General features: G+C 62.4%; 20 protein-coding genes and 1 tRNA gene. 15 read left to right on the top strand and 6 right to left on the bottom strand.

Going from position 1 to position 19,224, the window contains the following annotated elements; genetic code table 11:
* From ACK5L9_RS10995 to ACK5L9_RS10985, 3 genes are all read left to right on the top strand, one after another.
* The coding region (locus ACK5L9_RS10995) for a Tox-REase-5 domain-containing protein (protein WP_416911505.1) at positions 1-456 on the top strand (456 nt) is incomplete at its 5' end.
* A complete protein-coding gene (locus ACK5L9_RS10990) occupies positions 449-1,174 on the top strand; it encodes a hypothetical protein (protein ID WP_416911504.1) in 726 nt (241 codons plus the stop codon). The genes ACK5L9_RS10995 and ACK5L9_RS10990, both read left to right, overlap by 8 nt.
* A 254-nt stretch (positions 1,175-1,428) precedes the next feature.
* Positions 1,429-1,860: a CoA-binding protein gene (locus ACK5L9_RS10985; protein WP_416911503.1), complete on the top strand. Its 432-nt coding sequence runs from the start codon at positions 1,429-1,431 to the stop codon at positions 1,858-1,860.
* Positions 1,861-1,918: 58 nt separating this feature from the next.
* Here ACK5L9_RS10985 and ACK5L9_RS10980 read toward each other — a convergent pair whose 3' ends face one another.
* Positions 1,919-3,811, bottom strand: a complete 1,893-nt coding sequence (locus ACK5L9_RS10980; RefSeq protein WP_416911502.1) for an OmpA family protein — start codon at positions 3,809-3,811, stop codon at positions 1,919-1,921.
* Positions 3,812-4,328: 517 nt separating this feature from the next.
* Here ACK5L9_RS10980 and ACK5L9_RS10975 point away from each other — a divergent pair.
* The 8 genes from ACK5L9_RS10975 (at position 4,329) to ACK5L9_RS10940 (ending at position 12,974) form a co-directional block, all read left to right on the top strand.
* The gene (locus tag ACK5L9_RS10975; RefSeq protein ID WP_416911501.1) at positions 4,329-5,009 is read left to right on the top strand and encodes a choice-of-anchor E domain-containing protein; all 681 of its coding nucleotides are present in this window, start codon (positions 4,329-4,331) and stop codon (positions 5,007-5,009) included.
* Between the two features lie 191 nt (positions 5,010-5,200).
* Positions 5,201-6,217, top strand: coding sequence for an ABC transporter substrate-binding protein (locus ACK5L9_RS10970; protein WP_416911500.1), 1,017 nt, complete (start codon positions 5,201-5,203; stop codon positions 6,215-6,217).
* 30 nt (positions 6,218-6,247) lie between these two features.
* Entirely contained in the window at positions 6,248-7,075 is an 828-nt protein-coding gene (locus ACK5L9_RS10965) for an ABC transporter permease (protein ID WP_416911499.1), read from the top strand.
* 8 nt (positions 7,076-7,083) lie between these two features.
* Positions 7,084-7,872, top strand: coding sequence for an ABC transporter permease (locus ACK5L9_RS10960; RefSeq protein ID WP_416911498.1), 789 nt, complete (start codon positions 7,084-7,086; stop codon positions 7,870-7,872).
* Entirely contained in the window at positions 7,869-8,927 is a 1,059-nt protein-coding gene (locus tag ACK5L9_RS10955) for an ABC transporter ATP-binding protein (RefSeq protein ID WP_416911497.1), read from the top strand. Before ACK5L9_RS10960 ends, ACK5L9_RS10955 begins: the two co-directional genes overlap by 4 nt.
* Complete coding sequence (locus ACK5L9_RS10950) at positions 8,897-10,237, top strand: amidohydrolase family protein (RefSeq protein WP_416911496.1); 1,341 nt, start codon at positions 8,897-8,899, stop codon at positions 10,235-10,237. Before ACK5L9_RS10955 ends, ACK5L9_RS10950 begins: the two co-directional genes overlap by 31 nt.
* A gap of 2 nt (positions 10,238-10,239) precedes the next feature.
* The gene (locus ACK5L9_RS10945) at positions 10,240-11,133 is read left to right on the top strand and encodes a nucleoside hydrolase (protein ID WP_416911495.1); all 894 of its coding nucleotides are present in this window, start codon (positions 10,240-10,242) and stop codon (positions 11,131-11,133) included.
* Positions 11,130-12,974 carry an adenine deaminase gene (locus ACK5L9_RS10940; RefSeq protein ID WP_416911494.1) on the top strand — a complete coding sequence of 615 codons (1,845 nt, stop codon included), beginning with the start codon at positions 11,130-11,132 and terminating at the stop codon, positions 12,972-12,974. Before ACK5L9_RS10945 ends, ACK5L9_RS10940 begins: the two co-directional genes overlap by 4 nt.
* Positions 12,975-13,150: 176 nt before the next feature.
* Here ACK5L9_RS10940 and gpt read toward each other — a convergent pair whose 3' ends face one another.
* The 3 genes from gpt to fabI are packed head-to-tail and all read right to left on the bottom strand — an operon-like array spanning position 13,151 to position 15,108.
* On the bottom strand, positions 13,151-13,651 hold the full coding sequence (gene gpt / locus ACK5L9_RS10935) for a xanthine phosphoribosyltransferase (protein ID WP_416911509.1): 501 nt from the start codon (positions 13,649-13,651) through the stop codon (positions 13,151-13,153).
* An 11-nt stretch (positions 13,652-13,662) separates the two neighbouring features.
* Complete coding sequence (locus tag ACK5L9_RS10930) at positions 13,663-14,277, bottom strand: LysE family translocator (protein ID WP_416911493.1); 615 nt, start codon at positions 14,275-14,277, stop codon at positions 13,663-13,665.
* A 33-nt stretch (positions 14,278-14,310) separates the two neighbouring features.
* Positions 14,311-15,108 carry an enoyl-ACP reductase FabI gene (fabI, locus tag ACK5L9_RS10925; protein ID WP_416911492.1) on the bottom strand — a complete coding sequence of 266 codons (798 nt, stop codon included), beginning with the start codon at positions 15,106-15,108 and terminating at the stop codon, positions 14,311-14,313.
* Between the two features lie 116 nt (positions 15,109-15,224).
* Between fabI and pdxH the strand changes: the two genes are divergently transcribed.
* From pdxH to ACK5L9_RS10905, 4 genes are all read left to right on the top strand, one after another.
* A complete protein-coding gene (gene pdxH / locus ACK5L9_RS10920; RefSeq protein WP_416911508.1) occupies positions 15,225-15,839 on the top strand; it encodes a pyridoxamine 5'-phosphate oxidase in 615 nt (204 codons plus the stop codon).
* A 165-nt stretch (positions 15,840-16,004) separates the two neighbouring features.
* A complete protein-coding gene (locus ACK5L9_RS10915; RefSeq protein ID WP_416911507.1) occupies positions 16,005-16,610 on the top strand; it encodes a cold-shock protein in 606 nt (201 codons plus the stop codon).
* Between the two features lie 112 nt (positions 16,611-16,722).
* The gene (locus ACK5L9_RS10910) at positions 16,723-17,124 is read left to right on the top strand and encodes a DUF192 domain-containing protein (protein WP_416911506.1); all 402 of its coding nucleotides are present in this window, start codon (positions 16,723-16,725) and stop codon (positions 17,122-17,124) included.
* 41 nt (positions 17,125-17,165) lie between these two features.
* A tRNA-Pro gene (locus tag ACK5L9_RS10905) sits at positions 17,166-17,242 on the top strand.
* Positions 17,243-17,603: 361 nt separating this feature from the next.
* Here ACK5L9_RS10905 and ACK5L9_RS10900 read toward each other — a convergent pair.
* Together ACK5L9_RS10900 and ACK5L9_RS10895 are read right to left on the bottom strand one after the other, a co-directional pair.
* Complete coding sequence (locus ACK5L9_RS10900; RefSeq protein WP_416911491.1) at positions 17,604-18,164, bottom strand: nucleotidyltransferase family protein; 561 nt, start codon at positions 18,162-18,164, stop codon at positions 17,604-17,606.
* Complete coding sequence (locus tag ACK5L9_RS10895) at positions 18,161-19,096, bottom strand: XdhC family protein (RefSeq protein WP_416911490.1); 936 nt, start codon at positions 19,094-19,096, stop codon at positions 18,161-18,163. Before ACK5L9_RS10895 ends, ACK5L9_RS10900 begins: the two co-directional genes overlap by 4 nt.
* Positions 19,097-19,224 lie beyond the last annotated feature (128 nt).

The following is a 19,224-nucleotide window of genomic DNA, read 5'->3' as shown; positions in this document are numbered from 1 at the left end:
GTCTTTGGCGAGGTTCCGCCCGCTGCCAGACGCGGCTATGATTACCAGCATTTCGTCTGCCCGTGGCACTATTACGTGCCGGAAGCCAATATCATCGGGGAATGGAGCTTCATGGGGGTGAACTTCGATGGCCTGCATCCGGTGGAATGCCATCTTTTTGAGGCCAAGCATGGATATGACGGGTTTTTGCAGCAGGATGACTGGTCGGCTGAGGGTAGGCCGGAGTTGCGGGATTGGGTTGAGCGATCGGGGAGCACTATTTTTATAGACATGAAAGAACAAGCCTACAAGCAAGCCATGGTGGTTTTACCCCTTTATCCTGACGTTCGTCTGACATGGGTATTCAGCAGCATGATGACCAAGCTCTATGTGTTCCAGATTTTTTTGGACCGTCGCTTGGTTCCACCAATAGACGCAGAGGTCAGGCCATTCGTTGAAAGGGATTACCATGAGTAGAATTGACCTGACTTTGAGTGTGGAACTCGCTCCACAAAACTACGGTTTCGAGGGCGGCGCAGAGGATTATCTTCAGCTATTGGAACGTCTCCGCCAGGTTCCCGGATTTGATGTAGACTGGGTCACACAGTTGGAACAGCATGGCCCACTTTTCAGCGTTTGGAGTAACCGAGAAAAATATCTGGATGTATTTCGTGAGAACAACAAGGAAAAAGCGGATTTTTTCAGCATTTGGGCGGGGGAGTCCAGCGATGAAATGTATGCGATCCTTAAATACTTCTGGAACAACTGGAAACCTGACCATCTTTCCGGCGAAATTTACCGTCCGCATCCCAAATACGGCACACAGGCACAGCTTTACATCAATCTGATCAATGCCGTGACCTTGTGGAAGCGCCCGCAGCATCTGGCCTTTGGGCCGATGGTTTACATGCGCGATCATCACCCGCTGGACCGCGCGCGCGTTGGCATCCGCTGGATGGGCTGGCTGCCCTTCGCGCTGCCCCCTTCCGACGTGCCCGAGGCCGAAATCGTGCGCCCGATGAATGGCGGCACGCTCGTGGTGACGCAATCCGAGTTCTGGCAGGCATGGGAGGCCAATCCCGCCTATTCCCGCGCCGCCATCGAACGCGCCCAGGAGGTCGAGATCCGCCTCAACCTGCTTGGCGTCCTGCCCACCAATCTGGAACTGATGCGCGGCGACTGGGGCGTGAAATGATGCAGGAGTCCCGAAAAATCCTGATGGAGGCCAGGAAGGTCTGGGCGGGTTCCCGCTGATGGGGTGGGGATAAAATATTCGCGAGAACTCTGGAACTTTGCGTGGTCAATGATCATTTGATGGTCAGGACATGACCCCGGAACGGTCATGTTCGGATCACTGTCCCTCGTTCCGCGACTTGCGCCCGGCCGGATCTGGACCGGGCGCCTTTTATGTGGCAAGATTTCAACCTATGGATGAGAAGGAGGCTCGCCATGGAGTTTGCATTGCTCGAAGATGACGGGATCGAACAGATCGCACGGCAGACAAAAGTGGTCGCTGTGGTCGGGTTGTCGCCGAATGAGGCGCGCGCAAGCTGGGGCGTGGCGCGGTATTTGCAGGCGCAGGGGATTCGGGTCATTCCGGTCAATCCGGGGCATGCCGGCACGACCATCCTGGACGAGGATGTTTATGCCAGCCTGTCCGATATTCCCAAGGAAATCGGCGTTCAGATGGTGGATGTGTTCCGTCGTTCCGAGGCTGTGGGTGCCATCGTGGACGAGGCGCTTGCCGAACTGCCGGGGCTTGAGGTGATCTGGCTGCAACTGGGCCTGCGCGACGATGCGGCGGCGGACCGCGCGCGTGCGCAGGGGGTGACGATCGTTCAGGATCGCTGTCCCAAGATCGAATTTCCGCGCTATCTTTGATTCTGCCCCGACGCGTTGTGGCCCCGGCATGTCCGGGGCCGTTTTCATGCGCGGCGCGTCAGTTGGCGGCGGCGGTCCGCAGCAGATCGGTGATGCGGCGCACCGAGGCGCGGCGGTTCTGCCGGATGTCGCCATCCTCGCGGATTTTCAGGAATTGTTCGCCATAACCCTGCACGACCAGATTTTCCGGCGGCACCTGAAAATACTCGCTTAAGGCGAGTGCTACAGATTCGGCGCGGCGATCCGACAGCGCCAGATTCATCGCCTCGGATCCGACCGTGTCGGTATGACCCTCGATCAGAAACATCTCGCGCGGATTTTCGCTGACGGCGTCCTGGATGACCGTTCCCAAGGTTGCCAGTTGCTGCGCCTGATCGGGCGTGATCGCGGCCGAGCCGGTGTCGAAGGTGATCGCGTCGATATTGACGGGGGCGACCAGCGCGCGAACCTCGGGGATGTTGCGCACCTGACTTAGCGAGAAACGCCGGTCGATGGCGGTTTCGCGTTGCAGGGCGGCGCGAAGCTGATCCTCGGTCAGGGTACCGCTGACGGTCTGCACCGGCGCGGGTTCTGGCAGCCGGGTGATGTCCACGGGTTCGACCCCGACCGTATCGTCGATCAGTTCTGTCGTGCTGCCGTCGGGTCGGACCAGCGTTCGCCGCAGCACGGTCAGATCGGCGTCTCGGATGGTGACGACCTTGCTGCCATCGGGCCGGGTCACGATGGTCCGGGACGAGCCGTCGTCGAAATTCTCGGTCGTGACGGTCGAGCCGGGTTGACGCAGCAGCGCGGTTTCGTCCTTGATCACCTCTTGGCTGCCATCTGGGCGGGTGACGACCATGCGGTCGGGCGCGCTGAGCGCGACCTGGCGGTTGTTGTTCAGCATCGCGCCGACCGCCAGTGCCCCAAGTCCAAGGGCCAGCGCCTTGGTCAGGTCGCTATTGTCGCCGTCATCCTTCTTTTCTTGCTTTTGCCCGTCCGACGCCGCCAGCGCGTCGCGCAGATTGGTCGCGAAATCCTGATCCGACCGGCGGGTGTTGTCCTGCGTGATCATCTGTTCGATGATCTTGCCCATCTGATCGCCCTGATCCAGCGCAGCGGCACGTCTTGCGGGGATGCCTGCGGCTGCCTCTTTCGCGGCCTGAGTTTCGGTCAGCCCCTCTTCGGCGGCGCGTTCGACCAGATCGCCCTTTGCATTGACGCGATACATCTGGTTCGCGGTCGAGGCCAGCCGGTATTCGCCGTTATCCAGTTGCTCCAGCACGACGCCGCGCGGGGTCATCATCCTTTCGCCATCGGCGCAGGGATAACCGGCACCCGACAGGCATTGCAACTGCTGGGGCTGCAATCCGCCATCCACCTCTTGTTGCAGCACGCGATAAAGCCGGTTCATCTTGTCGGCGCGCTCCATCGCGGTGTCCGATGTCGCCAGCACGATGTCTTCGCGGTGTTCGGTCTGTTGCGGTTTTTCGGTGCGCTGGTTGTCCCTGTTGTTCTTGCCGTTATTGTTGCGTGCCTGTTCGGGTTTGTCCTTGTCCTTTCCGGGTTTTTCGTTCTTTTCGTCCTGCTGCGCCAGCGCCGCCGCCAGCGCATCTGCGGCGGCCTCGGCCTGTTTTGTCGCGGCTTTCGCCTGCTTTTGCGCCCCGCCCGCCGCAAGATAGATCTGCCCGCTTTCCGAGATGTCGACCGCCAGCCCGCCCGGAGTCACCAGCGCCACGCCATCGGCACAAGGCCGGGACGATCCGTCGGCACAGGAAAGGTGCTTGACGGTCAGTCCGCCGGCAAGCTCTGCCTGCAAGGCCGCCGCGCGCCGCGGCTGGTTTTCCGCGCGTTTCTGCATCTGCTTCTGCGCCTGCCCATCCGGGATCCGCGTCTCGGCCAGCGCGAGATTCGGTGTCAGAAGCGAAAGGCAGGCGATGATTGCCGTAGTGTTGTGAATGATCCGCCGCATCGGGTGTCCCTGGTTGCCAAAAATTGTCCCTCGGCGGCGAACTTAGCAGGCAGTTCCTGAAGCTTGGTTAAACAATGCGGTGATCGCCGCGTGAACGGTCGCGCTTGCAGGTCTGATAGCGGCATGGCTTGCGCATTCTGTGCAGGAACAGCACGAAATCAGGGGGGTGCCGCAAATAACCGTGTTCAGGGGAAAACGGGTCGTCAGGGGTTTTTGCAAATGCAGGCATTTAATACGGCGGCAGCGGCATTTTACTATTGAGTAAAAATTTTTCAGAAGCGAGGTTTGAAGCGGAAAAAACGCCCTATTGGCTGCTCTTTACTCCGATCTGGCATCAAAATTTGCGGAAGTGAAACAAATCTGTTCATTTTTTAATAAATTATATAACTATCAATAGGTTGAAATATAAATTTCCAAAACCGTTATCTATTGCGAATTATCGGAACAGTGTAAACTGATACTTCGCATGCGATGCGCTAGAATCAAATTCTGCGCCAAAACAGGAAGCGAGGATTTCATGAATAAATTTGCACTTGGAACAGCAGTGGGGGCGATTGCAATTCTTGCACAGGCTGCAAGCGCCGCGACCGTGACGCATACAGACAGCGTCGCACTTGAAGCGACAAACTGGAACTATACCTTGTCGGTTCCACAGTTCGATGCGGCCCTTGGCACCTTGAACAGCGTGATCGTGACGCTGGTCGGATATGTCGAGGGTTCCGGCATGGCCGAGAATATGGGGCCGGGTGCGGCAACCATCACGCTGAACCTTCAGGCGGATATTTCCGCCGCGACGGCTGCGCTGGGGACCATCGTTCAGACCCTGCCGGTCGTGTCGTCCGTTCATGCCGTCAGCGGGCATGATGGCAATCTTGACTTCACGGGAACCAGCGGGGTGAATACCGGGCTGCAAAACGCGACCCAGACCGATAGCGAGACCCTTACAGGTGGTAGTCTGTCAGAGTTCATCGGTGCTGGCATCGTGTCCGTGGTTATGGATGCCCAGGGCATGTCCCAGGGGACGGGCGCGGGTAATCTGATCACCAGCTTCACGACCGAGGCCAAGGCGGATCTGACGGTGGTATACGACTATACCGCCGCCCCGCCTCCGCCGGTGGTTCCGCTGCCGGCCTCGGCACCGCTGTTGCTGGGCGGGCTGTTCCTGTTGGGACAGGCACGGCGTCGGTTCAAGTCCTGACGAACAGGGGCAGAACCGTCCGGCCATCAAGCCCTTTAGGGAGGGGGAAAGACCGCAGCGATGCGGTCTTTCTTTTTTGGGAACGGCCGCCGAAAGGATGGTAGTCCCTTGACGAAAGGCGAATTTGCCGGTCTCTAGTTGGGATCGACAGGGACAGGGCGACGATGCCGCATTATCGGGAAGGGCTTGACATGAAGACAATTCTTTCGGTTTCCGCATTGGCCATTGCGGCAATGGCGGGGGTGTCGCAGGCGGAAACGCTGACGATTTCCTGGTGGGGCTATAATGGCGACAAGCTGAACGCCAACCTGATCGAACCGTTCAAGCAGATCTGCGGCTGCGATGTCGTGTTCGAGACGGGCAACAACTCGGATCGGTTGGGCAAGCTGACGGCGCGGGGCGGCAAGGGGGTGGATGTCATCTTTCTGACCGACGCCTACAGCCAGATCGGCATCGAGAACGGCGTGTTCCAGGAATTTGACCGTTCGAAATTGAATAATATCAATGATATTTACGAAATTGCCCGCGATCCGCAGGGGGGATACGGGCCCGCCTATACGGTCGGTCGGATCGGCATCGTCTATGACTCCGCCAAGGTGCAGCCGATCACCTCGTGGAACGACCTGTGGCGCGAGGATCTGGCGGGCAAGCTGTCCCTGCCGAATATCACCACCACGGCAGGGCCGATGTTCGTCGTGCAGGCGGGCAAGCATGCCGGGGCCGATGCCTATGCGGATGCCGACGCCGCCTTTGGCGCGGTCGAGGCGATCAAGCCGAATGTGGTCAAGAATTACAATACCGGATCCGAGATGGTGAATCTGGTCTCGACCGGCGAGGTGTCGGTGACGATGACGCAGGATTTCACGCTGAAATCGCTGACCGACGCAGTGCCGGGCATGACCTGGGCCGATCTGTCGGATGGCGATATTGCGGTGCTGAACACGGTTAATATCCCGGTCGGCGCGGAAAACCCGGAACTGGCCTATCAGTTCATTGATTTCCTGCTGTCGAAGGATGTGCAGCAGACCGAGGCCGAGCAGGGCGTTGACGCGCCAATCAACATGAAGGTCGAACTGACGCCGGAACAGGCCGCGCAATGGACCTATGGTCAGGCGGCGATCGACGCGCTGAACAGCATGGATTATGCCAGCATGAACGCGGCCAAGACCGACTGGATCGACCGCTGGAACGAAATCTTCGGCATGTGACCGGGAACCGACCGGGAAAGGACGAACAGGATGTCCCATCGTCTGCGCGCCTGGCTGCTGTCGGTCCCGGCGCTGCTGCTTGTCTTTCTGTTTCTGGGGCTGCCCGTTCTTTCGACACTGGCGACCACATTCGGAGACCCGAAGGGGCCGTTCGCGCAATACGCTGCGTTCTTTGAATCGCGCTTTCGCATGACGGTCCTGTGGCGCACGATGGAGGTTGCGCTGATCACCACCATCGTGTCGGTCGCGGTCGGGTTCGCGACGGCATGGGTTGTGGCAAAATCTCCGGGCCGGATGAAAAGCCTGCTGATCGTGGCGGCGGTGTTTCCGCTGCTGACGGGTGTGGTGGTGCGCAGCTTTGCCTGGATGGTCATTTTGGGCAAGAACGGCATTCTGAACGACGCTTTGCTTTGGCTGGGTGTCGTGGCCGAGCCGTTGTCGATGCTGTACACCAAAGGCGCGGTGATCGTCGCGATGATCTATCTGTTCGTGCCGCTGATGGTGCTGACGCTGGTGGGTGTGCTGGAAAGCATCCCCGACGATCTGACCGACGCCGCCGCAAGCCTTGGCGCGACGCCTGCCGCGACCTTCCGGCAGGTGATCCTGCCGATGGCGGTGCCGGGGCTGATCGTCGGGGCGGTGCTGGTCTTTACCGGATCATTCACCAGCTATGCCACCCCGCAGCTTCTGGGAGGAGAAAAACAGATGATGATGGGCACGTTCCTGTATCAGCGCGCGATGGTGACGTTCGACTGGGTCGGCGCCTCTACGATCGCCGCCGTGATGGTGGTGGTCACGCTGAGCACGGTTCTGGTCATGTCGCGCATTGCGCGGCGGATGAACCCGGTGGCGGGGTAGGGCGGGCCATGAGACGCGGATCCCACCCCCTGCTGACCGCCTTTGCCGTGCTGGTCTTTGCCTTTCTGATCGGGCCACTGGTCATCATTGTCGGTGCCTCGCTGTCGGATACCAGCTTTCTGACCTTTCCGCCGCAGGGCCTGACGCTGCACTGGTATCAGAACGTGTTCGAGATTTCGGCCTTCCGGCGCACCGCCGTAACCAGCATGATGCTGGCGGTGGGGGGCACGGCGCTGTCCATGCTGATCGGTATTCCCGCCGCCTATGCCCTGGCGCGATACCGGGTCGAACTGCCGAAATTTCTGGGCAATATCTATGTGCTGCCGATCCTGATCCCGGAAATCGTGCTGGGCTTTTCACTGATGAAATCGTTGGCCACGGGGATGAACCTGCCGATCATGCTGGCGCTGCTGGTGGGGCATGCGCTGCTGGTGTTGCCCTATTGCGTGCGGGTGGTGGGTGCGTCGCTGAACGCCTTTGATTTTTCCATCGAAGAGGCCGCCGTATCGCTGGGTTGCCCGCGCTGGAAGGCGTTCTTCACCGTGGTTCTGCCGAATATCCGCGCGGGCATCATCGCGGGCTTTATCCTTGCCTTTATCACCTCGCTGAACGATGTCTCGATCTCGATCTTTCTGACGGGACCGGGCGTTTCCACCCTGCCGATCCAGTTGCTTGCCCATATGGAGCAGTTCTTTGATCCGACCATCGCGTCGGTCTCGGTGTTGCTGATGGGCGTGACCGTCGCCGTCATGGCGATGGTCGAACGCACGCTTGGCCTGACATTCCTGACAAAATGACCGTATCGCTTTTACTTGACCGGGTTACAGCCCATTATGGCAGCACCAAGGTGCTGGAGGATTTGTCCCTGCATGTCCGCGAGGGCGAGCTGGTGTCGCTGCTGGGGTCTTCGGGCTGCGGCAAGACCACGACGCTGCGGCTGGTCGCGGGGTTTCTGGAACCGACATCCGGCACGATCCGACTGGGGGAACGCGATCTGACGCGGCTGCCCGCCCATGCGCGCGACATCGGGCTGGTCTTTCAGACCTATGCGCTGTTTCCGCACCTGACCGTGCGCGAGAATGTTGCCTTCGGCCTGAAACAGCGCGGCATTCCCGCCGCCGAACGCAAGGCCCGCGCCGATACGATGATCGAACGTGTCGGGCTGGCGCATCTGGCCGACCGGCACCCGGCGAATCTGTCGGGCGGTCAGCGTCAGCGCGTTGCTCTGGCCCGCGCGCTGGTGATCGAGCCGCCGCTTCTGATGTTCGACGAGCCGCTGTCCAATCTGGATGCCAAGCTGCGGGTCGATATGCGGGTGGAAATCCGTCGGCTGCAACAGGCCAATGGCACGACCGCGCTGTATGTAACCCATGATCAGGAAGAGGCGTTCAGCATTTCCGACCGGGTGGCGATCATGAATGCAGGCCGGATCATGCAGCTTGATGCGCCCGAGGTGCTGTATTCGCGCCCCGCCAACGCCTTTGTTGCCGATTTTGTCGGGTTCGAGAACATGATCCCCATGCGCGCCATTGCCGAGGCAGGCGATGCCGTCCGCGCCCGGATGGAGGGCGGGGCGACCATTGATCTGCCGAAATCGCAATTCACCGTTCCGGCGCAGGATTTCATCCTTGCCACCCGCCCCGAGGGGCTGCTGGTCAGCCGCGAAGGGCAGGGGATTCCCGCGACACTGGGTCTGCGCACCTATCTGGGCCGCGCCTATCAGTATCAATGCGATACGGCGGCGGGCGAGATCAAGGCGAACGGGCCGCTGGCGATGCCGATGGAACCCGGCCCTGCGGTACTGATCCCTCAGCATGATCAATGCTGCCTTCTGCCGAAGCCTGCGCCGTGACGGTTCTGACCAATGCGCGCATCCTGACCATGGATGCCGCGATGACCGAATATGAATGCGGCTGGATCAGCCTGTCGGGCGACCGGATCGAGGCTGTGGGCGACGGTCCCGCGCCCGAGGGGCCGCGTCAGGACATGGGCGGCGATCTGATCATGCCGGGCATGGTCAACCCGCATTGCCACATGCCGATGACGCTGTTTCGCGGGCTGGCCGAGGATGTGGACGACCGGCTGTTCCGCTATATCCTGCCGCTGGAGCGGCAGCTTGTCACCGCCGATGTGGTCGGAACCGGTGCCGCGCTGGCCGCGCTGGAGCTGATCCGGGGCGGTGTCACCACCGTCGCCGACATGTATTATTTTGAGGATCGCGTCGCGGATGTGCTGGACCGGTCGGGCCTGCGCGGCGTTGTGGGGCAGACGCTGGCGAACTTCGCGGCACCTGACCATGCGACCATGGATGAGGGTTTCGGGCGGCTGGACGCGCTGGCGGATCGCTATCGCGGTCATCCCCGGATCACGGCGTCTGCCGCGCCTCATGCGCCCTATTCCACGGGGCCGGATGTGATGGCGCGGGTGGCCGCATGGTCCGCCGCACATCCCGGTCTGCCGGTCCAGATGCACCTGGCTGAGACGCGGGACGAACTGGACTGGGCGCAGCGGGTCTGCGGCTGCACCACGGTTAAGGCCGCCGACCGTGCCGGGCTGCTGACGCCCGCGCTGGTCGCGGCGCATGTCATGTATCCGACCGATGCGGATATGGATCTGCTGGCCGAACGGGGCGCGCATGTCGCCTATAACGCCCGCTCGAACGGCAAGGCAGGCAGAGGGATCGCGCCCGTCGAGGCGCTGCGGGCGCGGGGGGTACAGGTCGGCATCGCCACGGACGGGCCGATGTCTGGCAATACGCTGGACCTGTTCTCGCAGCTTGCTCCCGCCGCCATGTTCCAGAAAATCGCCGGGGGATCGCGCAAGCCGCTGCCCTGTCGTGACGTGATCCGCATGGCCACGATCGAGGGCGCGGCGACTTTGGGCATGGCTGCGCGGACCGGATCGCTGGAACCCGGCAAGCAGGCCGATCTGATCCGCATGTCGCTGGCCGATCTGCGGCTGCATCCGGTCTATGACATCTATTCCACGCTGGTCTTTGCCGCGATGCCGGGCGATGTCCGGGGCACGATGGTCGCCGGGCGCTGGCTGATGGAGGACAGGCAGGTTCTGACGCTGGACGGCGACAAGGCGCTGGCCGATGCCTTGCAGACCGCAAACCGGTTTCGGGCGCGGATCGTGGAAATCGACAGGGCTGCGGGGTGAACATGCGCGCGATCATCGACACCGATCCCGGCATCGACGATGCCATCGCCATCCTTTACGCGCTGCGCCATCCGGGGGTTCAGGTTCTGGCCCTGACCACGGTTGCGGGCAATATCGGCCTGCCTGTGACGACCGGAAATGCCGGGCGTATCGCGGCGCTGGCGGGGGTGGCGGTTCCCGTGCATCCCGGCGCGGCGGCACCTCTGGGCCGCGAACCGCGCCCCGAAAGCCGCATCCATGGCGATGACGGATTGGGCGGCGTGGCCTTTCCGCCTGCCCGTGCCGCACCGTCGGATCAGGGTGCCGTTCAGGCGATGGAGGCGGCGCTGATGGCGGCCGGACCGGGCGGTATCGACCTGTTCTGCCTTGCGCCGCTGACCAATATCGCCCTGCTGCTGGATCGCGCGCCAAAGGCCGCCCGCCGTATCGGGCGGGTGATCGCGATGGGCGGCGCGGTGGACCAGCCCGGCAATATGGGGCCGCGCGCCGAATTCAACATTGCCCATGACCCCGAGGCCGCCGCCCGCGTGCTGTCGGCAGGGCTGGATCTGACGCTGATCCCGCTGGACGCGACCCGCCAGTTGCGCGCCGATGCCGCCTATCTGCGGGCGCTGCGGGCGACCGGGGCCGATTGCGCGCTGGCCTCGGCCGATCTGATCGCCGCCTATTTCGACCGGACCGCCCATCAGGCGCAGGGTGCGAACAGCCGCCCGCTGCATGACCCCTGCGTGCCGTTGTTCGCGCTGCATCCCGGTCTGTTTCGCACGGAAATCCGCAGATTGCAGGTCGATCCCGCAGATGGCGCGCTGATCCCCGGACCGTATCCCGTCACCGTCGCGATGGGGCTGGAGGCCCAAGCGCTGCGCGCCGCGCTGCTGGAAGGGCTGAGCAGATGACCGAGGGTTCCCCCACAACCGAGGCCGCACTCCGGCGCGATCTGATCGACGTGGCCCTTGGTCGGCGCAAGGCCGATCTGCTGCTGCGGGTCGGGCGGCTGCTGGACACGAATACCGCGCTGTGGCGCGAAGATGCCGAAATTGCCGTCCATGCCGGGCGCATTGCCTTTACCGGCCCGCGCGGCAGCTTTCCTGGCAATGCGCGCGAACTGGCCGAACGCCCCGATCTGTCCGCCGTGCCCGGACTGGGCGAGGTGCACAAGCATATCGAATCCAGCCACGTCACCCCCGAATACGAGGCAGCGCTGGTCATTCCGCACGGCAATACCTGGACCTGCGAGGCCAGCCATGAATTTTCCAATGTCGTCCCCGACCGGACGCTGGATTTCTGGCTGGCACCCCGGCGGGTCGGGTCGCCGCTGAAGATTTTCCCGCTGCCCGGCTCGGCCGTGCCTCCGACGGCGTGGGAACATGCCGCGCATCTGGATGGCGAAGATCAGACCCGGTTTCTGCGCGAAAGCCTGATGGCGGCGGGGCTGGACGAGGTGATGGACTGGCCCGCCATCCGTGACCGCGACAACCCTGCCCATGCCCGCCTGTGGTCGATGATCGGGGCGACATGGGCTGCCCGCGCCGTGGTCGAGGGGCATGCGGCGGGCATTCGCGATCTGCCCGGCATCAACGCCTTTGCCGCCTCGGGTATCGCCTCGGATCACGAGGCCTGGACGGCCGAAGAGGCCTTTGACAAGTTGCAGCGCGGGCTGTTCATCGAAATTCGCATCCATACCGGCCCCGAAATCATCGCCGGGCTGCTGGAACGCGGGCTGAAGGATTGGGGGCAGGTCGCGCTGGCCACCGACGACCGCCCCGCGCAAGAGGTGCTGGCCACCGGTGCCACCGACCGCAATGTGCGGATGGCGATCGACGCCGGGCTGCGGCCCGAAACCGCTGTGCAGCTTGTGACCATCAACCCGGCGCGGCACATGCGGCTGACATCCTGGGTCGGCAGCATCGCGCCGGGGCGCTTTGCCGATCTGGTGCTGCTGTCGGATGTGGAACGCTTTCAGATCGCCGAGGTCTGGGCCGATGGCAGGCTGGCGGCGCGGGATGGCCGCTATCTGCTGTCCGTGCCGCGCATCGACTGGCCGCATTGGGCGCGGCAGACGGTGAATATCGGCCGCCCCCTGACTGCCGGGGATTTCCGCATTCCAGCCGCGGCGGGCCGGGCGACGATGCAGGCGGCGCTGCTGCGCCCGTTCCACTGGACGGACGATTTCCTGACCTGCGAATTGCCGGTCAGCGATGGCGCGGTACAGCGCGATCCGGCGCGCAACATCACGAAATTCGCGATCATAGACCGCTTTACCGGCAAGGCAGCGGCGTCGCGCATGTTCTGGCTGGGCTGCGGTCCTCGTGATGACGAGACCGCGCTGTGTTGTTCGATGGCGCATGACAAACACAATATCTGGTGTGTCGGATCGTCGGATGAGGCCATGGCGCAGGCGGTGAATGCCTGCGCGGATATGGGCGGCGGCTGGGTGCTGGTCCATCGAGGCCGCATCGCCGCGCGCGTGCCATATGAGATCGCTGGCCTGATGACCGCCCGCCCCGCCGAGGATCTGGCCCAAGACATGCAGGCGCTTTACGCGGCAGGAGAGGCGGTCGAATGGATGTTTGAACCCTCGTTCCACCCGCGCTGGTCCCCCGGCTTCCCCGAACGCCTGGCCTTTGCCACGCTGACCTGCTCGCCCTGGCGCTGGAACCTTGTCGCTCCGTCGGACCATGCCCCCGAAGGGCTGGTACAGGTCCAGACCGGCGAAACGCATCCGGTGGTCTGGTAACACGCCGACAAGTGATGGCCGCAAGATTTCGGACCGGTTGCCGCGGAAGCCGCCTCAAGTTTGCATGTGGGTCCGAAAGACGGCTTCGGGCCTTTTGCTGCGCTTGTCATCAAAATCGCAAAAGGCTCAGTGCAGTCATTGATGTCGCCACGGGTCAGCCTTCAAGGCCGTTGGTCTTAATCCTCGCCCCGGTAGGGCTGGACATATTGCAGAGCCATGTCCCACGGGAAGAAAATCCAGGTGTCCTGGCTGACCTCGGTGACATAGCTTTGCACCATCGGCTTGCCCTTGGGTTTGGCGTAGACGGTGGCAAAATGCGCCTTGGGGTACATGTCGCGAATCAGCTCCAGCGTGCGGCCCGAATCGACCAGATCGTCAACGACCAGAATCCCCTCGCCATCGCCCATCAGCGTGTCGTCGGGGCGTTTCAGCACCTGCAATTCGCCTTGACCGGCAGTGGTGCCCGCGCCCTTGTAGGATTTGATGCTGATCGTGTCGATGGTGCGGATGTCCAGCTCGCGCGCGACGATCATCGCGGGAACCAGCCCGCCCCGCGTCACCGCGACGACCGCGCGCCAGTTCGTGCCGTCCAGCCGCCATGCCAGCGCCCGCGCATCGCGGTGCAACTGGTCCCAACTGACGTGAAAGCCCTTTTCGTGGGGCAGGCGGTCCATCATCATCTTCTCCTTCAGTGACGCAGGATCAGCGACAGGCCCAACGCCCCCAGCAGCGTCGCGGCCCCCCGGTCGATCCAGAATTTGGCGGCATAATAGCGGCGGCGCAGCAAAGGCAAAGCCATCAGATTCGCCAGCGCGGTGTAAAAGGACAATTCCACGGAAAGCCCGGTGGCATAGATCGCCAGCTTGTCGGGCAGGGTCAGCGTGGCGGGAAAGATGGTGATCAGCACCGCCGAATAGAACAGCGCGGGCTTGGGGTTCGACAGGTTCAGCATCAGCCCCCCGGCAAAGCCAAGACCGCGCCGCGTCTCGGCCGGGTCAGGCAGGGGCTGCGCCGCGCCGCGCCACATCCTGACCGCCAGCCACAGAAGATAAGCCCCGCCCAGAAGCCGCAGCAGCAGATAGGTCCAGGGCGCGATGCGGAACATGACCGTCAGGCCCGTCAGCGCAAAGATGTTCCACAGCGATGCCCCGATGGCCAGACCCCATGCATAGGGCAGCGCGCGCCTGCGCCCCAGGGCAAAGGACGCCTGACTGACCGCGATCACCCCCGGCCCCGGCGACAGGATCGCGACGGCCAGCGTCCCGACCAGCAGTGCCATCTGTTCCGCAGTCACCGACAGCATCGCGCCGCCTCGCCCTTGCCCGGATACGCTGGATCAGCTTTTGACGGTCGAGATGTCGGGCGCGTCAACGGCCTTCATGCCGACCACGTGATAGCCGGCATCGACGTGATGCGTTTCGCCTGTCACCCCGGATCCAAGCGACGACAGCAGATACAGCGCCGAATTTCCCACATCCTCTTGCGTGACATTGCGCCGCAGCGGAGAGTTCAGTTCGTTCCATTTCATGATATAGCGGAAATCGCCGATGCCGCTGGCCGCCAGCGTCTTGATCGGCCCGGCGCTGATCGCATTGACGCGGATGCCGTCCTTGCCGAAATCCTCGGCCAGATAACGCACGCTGGCCTCAAGCGCGGCCTTGGCGACGCCCATGACATTGTAATGCGGCATGACACGTTCCGCGCCGTAATAGGTCAGCGTCAGAAGCGACCCTCCCTCTGGCATCATCGCGGCTGCGTGGCGCGCGACGGCCGTGAAGGAATAGACTGAAATATCCATTGTCATCAGGAAGTTGTCGCGCGTCGTTTCGGCATAGCGACCGCGCAGTTGTTCCTTGTCGGAAAAGCCGATGGCATGGACCAGAAAATCCAGCTTGCCCCATTCCTGACCCAGCCGGTCAAACAGCGCGGTGATCGAGCCCTCGTCCCCGACATCACAGGGCAGAACCAGTGATGAACCAAGCTGTCCGGCCAGCGGGTCCACCCGCTTTTTCAGCGCGTCACCCTGATAGGAAAACGCCAGTTCGGCACCCTGCGCTGCCAGTGCCTGGGCTATGCCCCACGCAATCGATTTGTCGTTGGCCAGACCCATGATGAGCCCACGCTTGCCTGTCATCAGACCGCCGCTATGCTTGCTTGACATAAGGCTTACCTCGCGCTTTCAACCTGTGATGTCGTGCTTAGGCCAAAGGTTTGGCGGCATCAAGCGCAAGGCAACACAAGGGAATGACGATGGCGGACCGAAGTGGAATCTTTGCGGGCGACGATCCGTTCGATATTGCCCGCCGCTGGCTGGTCGAGGCTGAAAAGTCCGAACCGAACGACCCCAACGCAATTGCCCTTGCCACCGTGGATCCCGAAGGATTGCCCGATGTGCGCATGGTGCTGCTGAAAGAGATCGAGGGGCAGGGTGCGCGGGGAGCCTTTATTTTCTACACCAATTACGATAGCACTAAAGGGAAACAGATTACTTCAAGTGGCAAGGCGGCTTTTGTACTACACTGGAAATCCCTGCGTCGGCAGATCCGGGTGCGCGGCACCGTCACGCGCGAAGAGGGGCCTAAGGCCGATGCCTATTTCGCCAGCCGCGCGCTGCAAAGCCGGCTGGGTGCCTGGGCCTCGAAACAGTCGCAACCGCTGGACAGCAGGGCAACTTTGGTGGCCGCTGCTGCGCGTCAGGGCTTGATTCATGGAACGAATCCCCCGCGCCCGCCATTCTGGGGTGGCGTCAGGATTGATCCCAATTGTATCGAATTTTGGGCTGATGGAGCCTTCAGATTGCATGATAGGTTTAGTTGGGTGAAACGGAGTGACACCTCGTGGTTCGTCGAGAGGCTGTCACCCTGATAACTGAAAGGACTAGCCGGGGCGCAAAAGGATGTAAGTATATCCGTTAGAACGCATTGAAATGATTCCGGGAAAACCCGACTCTTGGGGGGGCAAACCGGTTGATCATGACGGACACAGGAAATACTGTTCTAACAAGGCGCTTTGCGCAATTATGGTGTGATGATGACTACGGATAAATCAGAGATGAAGCTGGTCACTGGCCTGGTCAAGTGGTTTGACCCGGCCAAGGGCTATGGCTTCATTTTGAATAATGAAGGCGGGGCCGATATTCTGCTTCACGGCAATGTGCTGCGCAATTTCGGGCGCAGTTCCGTTGCCGACCAGTCGCGCGTCACCGTCTGGGTGCAGCCTACCACGCGCGGCTTGCAGGCAACCGAAGTCGTTCAGATCGACGCGCCGGTCGGCGACGGAAAGCCGCCAATCGCCGATCTGGACATGGAAGTGATCGAACATCTCGATTCGCTGCCGCTGCGTCCGGCGCGCGTGAAATGGTTCGACAAATCCAAAGGCTTTGGCTTTGCGAACATTTTCGGCCATCCCGATGACGTGTTCATCCATATCGAGGTGCTGCGGCATTCCGGTTTCTCGGATCTCGTCATTGGCGAAGCGATCGGTTTGCGTGTGGTCGAAGGACCGCGCGGGCTGATGGCCGCACAAGTAACCAGTTGGGGCACTGCGGTCGATCTGGCCAGCGATGACCTTGTGCCGCTGACGCCCCATCGTGACGAAAGCAAGTTGGACGAGTTCATAGCGCATGTGGCCGAATAGGCATAAAAATTTAACACTTCTGTTTTTATTGTTCCTTTCAGTCGCGGTGGTTCCATCCGGGGGATTCGCACAATCCCGGCCCAACCCGGAATGCCAGCCCAACCGCGTTTCGATCCTGACCGGCACAGGAGTTCGCAGCTTCCAGGTCGAGATCGCGGACAATCCGGTCAGTCGCGAACGCGGCCTGATGTTCCGAAACGACCTGCCTCAGGGGCGCGGGATGCTTTTCATCTATGACGCGCCCCGTCCCGTCTCGTTCTGGATGCGTAACACCCTGATCCCCCTGGATCTTGTCTTTCTGGACGAGACCGGGGTGATCCGCCATATTCATCCCAATGCCAGCCCGCTGGACGAAACTCCGATACCGGGTTCGGCTGTCGGGGATCCGCATCCTGATCGCCTGATGGTTCTGGAAGTCGCCGGAGGAGAGGCGGCCCGCATGGGCCTGTCGCGCGGACAACCCATGGCAACCCCCCGCCTCGATCCGGCAAACGCGGCCTGGCCTTGCCAGTAGGCCTTTCCCCTGCGCAGCCGATAGGTTAGAAGCAACTCAGTCGGGGCGTAGCGCAGCCTGGTAGCGCGACGGTTTTGGGTACCGTAGGTCGGAAGTTCGAATCTTCTCGCCCCGACCAGCACTTGGTTGGTTCTGATTCCGGTCGCTTCGGTGCTGGTCCGCGCCAGACAGTCGTTCGATGTGACGGCACTGTAAAGCGCGCGGCACGACCGTTGGTCCTCTGCTGCGCCTGTCATCAGGATCACAAAGTGCTCAAGGCGGCCTTTTGGGGTTGCCACGCGTCAATCCTTCAAGGGCGTTGGTATGGCTGGCGGAAGCGCACTGGTCATCGAATCCACACATGATCGGCGCAAAATCAAAAAGTTATAGTCAGACAACATGATCAGAAGAAAGTCGTCAGGCTATATGGGTGGCGATTTCCTTCATGCCGACGCTGGCGTCCGGCAGACCGGTCGTCGTGCCGCGTGCGTCATCCCGGTCTAGCCGCGCGCCAGATCGTCCGGCGTGTCGATATCCGACAGTTCGCGGCACGTGGCCGGAACGCAAGCCTCGGGCGGCAGGTCGCGCAGCAGGGCCCTTGCCCCCTGATCGCCCGCCAATGCGCAAAGTGCGGGGAACAGCGCGCGGGGAAAGCAGGCTGGCGGCATGCGGCGCTGGTCAGCCTGCGCGGTCGAGGCGCGGCTGTCAGTACAGGCGCGGGCGATGGTGTCCAGCAGGCCGGGTTGCACGAAGGGCATGTCACCCAGCACCACCAGCGCCCTTTCGGCACCAAGCCGGTTGGCCAGCGCGATTCCGGCGCGCAGGCTGTCGGCCTGACCGGCGGTTTCGGGGTTCGCGGCGCGGGCGATTTTGAACCCCTGCAAATGCTCCAGCACTGACTTGTCCCAGGCGACCGCGATCAGCGGATGGCAACGTGACCGCCGCAGTGCATCCGCCGCATGGGCGATCAGCGGGCGGCCATTCAGCAAGGCCAGCAGCTTGTTGTCCGGACCAAAGCGCGCCGAGTGCCCGCCCGCCAGCAGAACCCCCGCTGTCCTCATCCTGCGGGTCGCATTGCGGTGGCCAGAATCTCGGCCAGAACCGAGACAGACAGCGTGCCGGGATCCCGCGCAGAAGGGATCAGTCCGATCGGCCCGTGCAACCGCGCCAGCGCGGCCTGCGCCACGCCCATCGCCGCAAGTGCCAGCAACCGGGCATCGCGCGCGCGCTGGCTGCCCTGCGCGCCGATATAGAAGGCCGGCGTGTCCAGCGCCCCGGCGATCAGCGCCGGTTCCCAGTCGTGATCGTGGAAGAACAGGGTGATAGCGGTCCGGTCATCGACTGCCAGCTCGGGCGGAAAGGCGTGGGCGGACAGGTGCTGCGTGCCGCATCCGGCCAGTTCGCCATCGGTCAGGGTCTCGGGGTCGGGAGATAGCAGCAGGTTGGGATAGCCCGCCGATTGCACCAGCCGGGCAAAGGTGCAGGCCTCGGGGCCCTTGCCAAAGATCAGAAAGCGGATCTCGGGCTGCAACCGGATCCGCAAGACGCCATCGACAAGCGCGGTGTCCCCCTTGTCGGCGACGCGGCAGCGGCCAGAGCTTGTGTCGATCAGCAGCGTGCAGGGGATGCGCCGTGACCAGTTGGTGGCCACCTGTTCCAGCGCCATGCGATCCGGGCGCGGCACCAGCAGAATATCCAGCCCGCCGCCGCAGGGCAGTTCTATATCCATGAAGGGCGAGCCGCAGCCATAGCGGATCATCCGCGGGCGGCCATCGGTCAGCGTCGTCCGGGCGTGCAGCGCGATGTCGGCCTCGATACAGCCGGACGACAGCGTGCCAACCCGTTGTTCCCCGATGATCGCCATCATCGCGCCAACCGGTCGGTAGGACGGCCCCTCAACCCCGGCGATCAGTGCCAGAACCCCGCCCCCGGCCGCGTTCAGCAATGCCTGAACCGGTTCCTGCGTCCAGATGGTCTGTGATTGCGTTACCATGTCACAGCCAGCCCCCAACCCCCTGCCAATTGGTACCCCCGGACCAGAGTGGACGCAAGAACGTCACAGCACCTCTTGCAGCGCCTCTGCGATCTGGCGAAAGCGGGTGGCGACGGGGCCTTGCGGAT

It is taken from the genome of Paracoccus sp. (in: a-proteobacteria) (assembly GCF_047973135.1).
GTDB lineage: Bacteria > Pseudomonadota > Alphaproteobacteria > Rhodobacterales > Rhodobacteraceae > Paracoccus.
Note: the sequence above shows the minus strand (reverse complement) of the source record. Positions and strands in the feature narration are given on the sequence as shown.

Bases quoted from the DNA above. Each gene is read 5' to 3' on its own strand.
- ACK5L9_RS10990 (WP_416911504.1), top strand. From the start codon at position 449: ATGAGTAGAATTGACCTGACTTTGAGTGTGGAACTCGCTCCACAAAAC.
- ACK5L9_RS10985 (WP_416911503.1), top strand. From the start codon at position 1,429: ATGGAGTTTGCATTGCTCGAAGATGACGGGATCGAACAGATCGCACGG.
- ACK5L9_RS10980 (WP_416911502.1), bottom strand. From the start codon at position 3,811: ATGCGGCGGATCATTCACAACACTACGGCAATCATCGCCTGCCTTTCG.
- ACK5L9_RS10975 (WP_416911501.1), top strand. From the start codon at position 4,329: ATGAATAAATTTGCACTTGGAACAGCAGTGGGGGCGATTGCAATTCTT.
- ACK5L9_RS10970 (WP_416911500.1), top strand. From the start codon at position 5,201: ATGAAGACAATTCTTTCGGTTTCCGCATTGGCCATTGCGGCAATGGCG.
- ACK5L9_RS10965 (WP_416911499.1), top strand. From the start codon at position 6,248: ATGTCCCATCGTCTGCGCGCCTGGCTGCTGTCGGTCCCGGCGCTGCTG.
- ACK5L9_RS10960 (WP_416911498.1), top strand. From the start codon at position 7,084: ATGAGACGCGGATCCCACCCCCTGCTGACCGCCTTTGCCGTGCTGGTC.
- ACK5L9_RS10955 (WP_416911497.1), top strand. From the start codon at position 7,869: ATGACCGTATCGCTTTTACTTGACCGGGTTACAGCCCATTATGGCAGC.
- ACK5L9_RS10950 (WP_416911496.1), top strand. From the start codon at position 8,897: ATGCTGCCTTCTGCCGAAGCCTGCGCCGTGACGGTTCTGACCAATGCG.
- ACK5L9_RS10945 (WP_416911495.1), top strand. From the start codon at position 10,240: ATGCGCGCGATCATCGACACCGATCCCGGCATCGACGATGCCATCGCC.
- ACK5L9_RS10940 (WP_416911494.1), top strand. From the start codon at position 11,130: ATGACCGAGGGTTCCCCCACAACCGAGGCCGCACTCCGGCGCGATCTG.
- gpt (WP_416911509.1), bottom strand. From the start codon at position 13,651: ATGATGGACCGCCTGCCCCACGAAAAGGGCTTTCACGTCAGTTGGGAC.
- ACK5L9_RS10930 (WP_416911493.1), bottom strand. From the start codon at position 14,277: ATGCTGTCGGTGACTGCGGAACAGATGGCACTGCTGGTCGGGACGCTG.
- fabI (WP_416911492.1), bottom strand. From the start codon at position 15,108: ATGACAGGCAAGCGTGGGCTCATCATGGGTCTGGCCAACGACAAATCG.
- pdxH (WP_416911508.1), top strand. From the start codon at position 15,225: ATGGCGGACCGAAGTGGAATCTTTGCGGGCGACGATCCGTTCGATATT.
- ACK5L9_RS10915 (WP_416911507.1), top strand. From the start codon at position 16,005: ATGACTACGGATAAATCAGAGATGAAGCTGGTCACTGGCCTGGTCAAG.
- ACK5L9_RS10900 (WP_416911491.1), bottom strand. From the start codon at position 18,164: ATGAGGACAGCGGGGGTTCTGCTGGCGGGCGGGCACTCGGCGCGCTTT.
- ACK5L9_RS10895 (WP_416911490.1), bottom strand. From the start codon at position 19,096: ATGGTAACGCAATCACAGACCATCTGGACGCAGGAACCGGTTCAGGCA.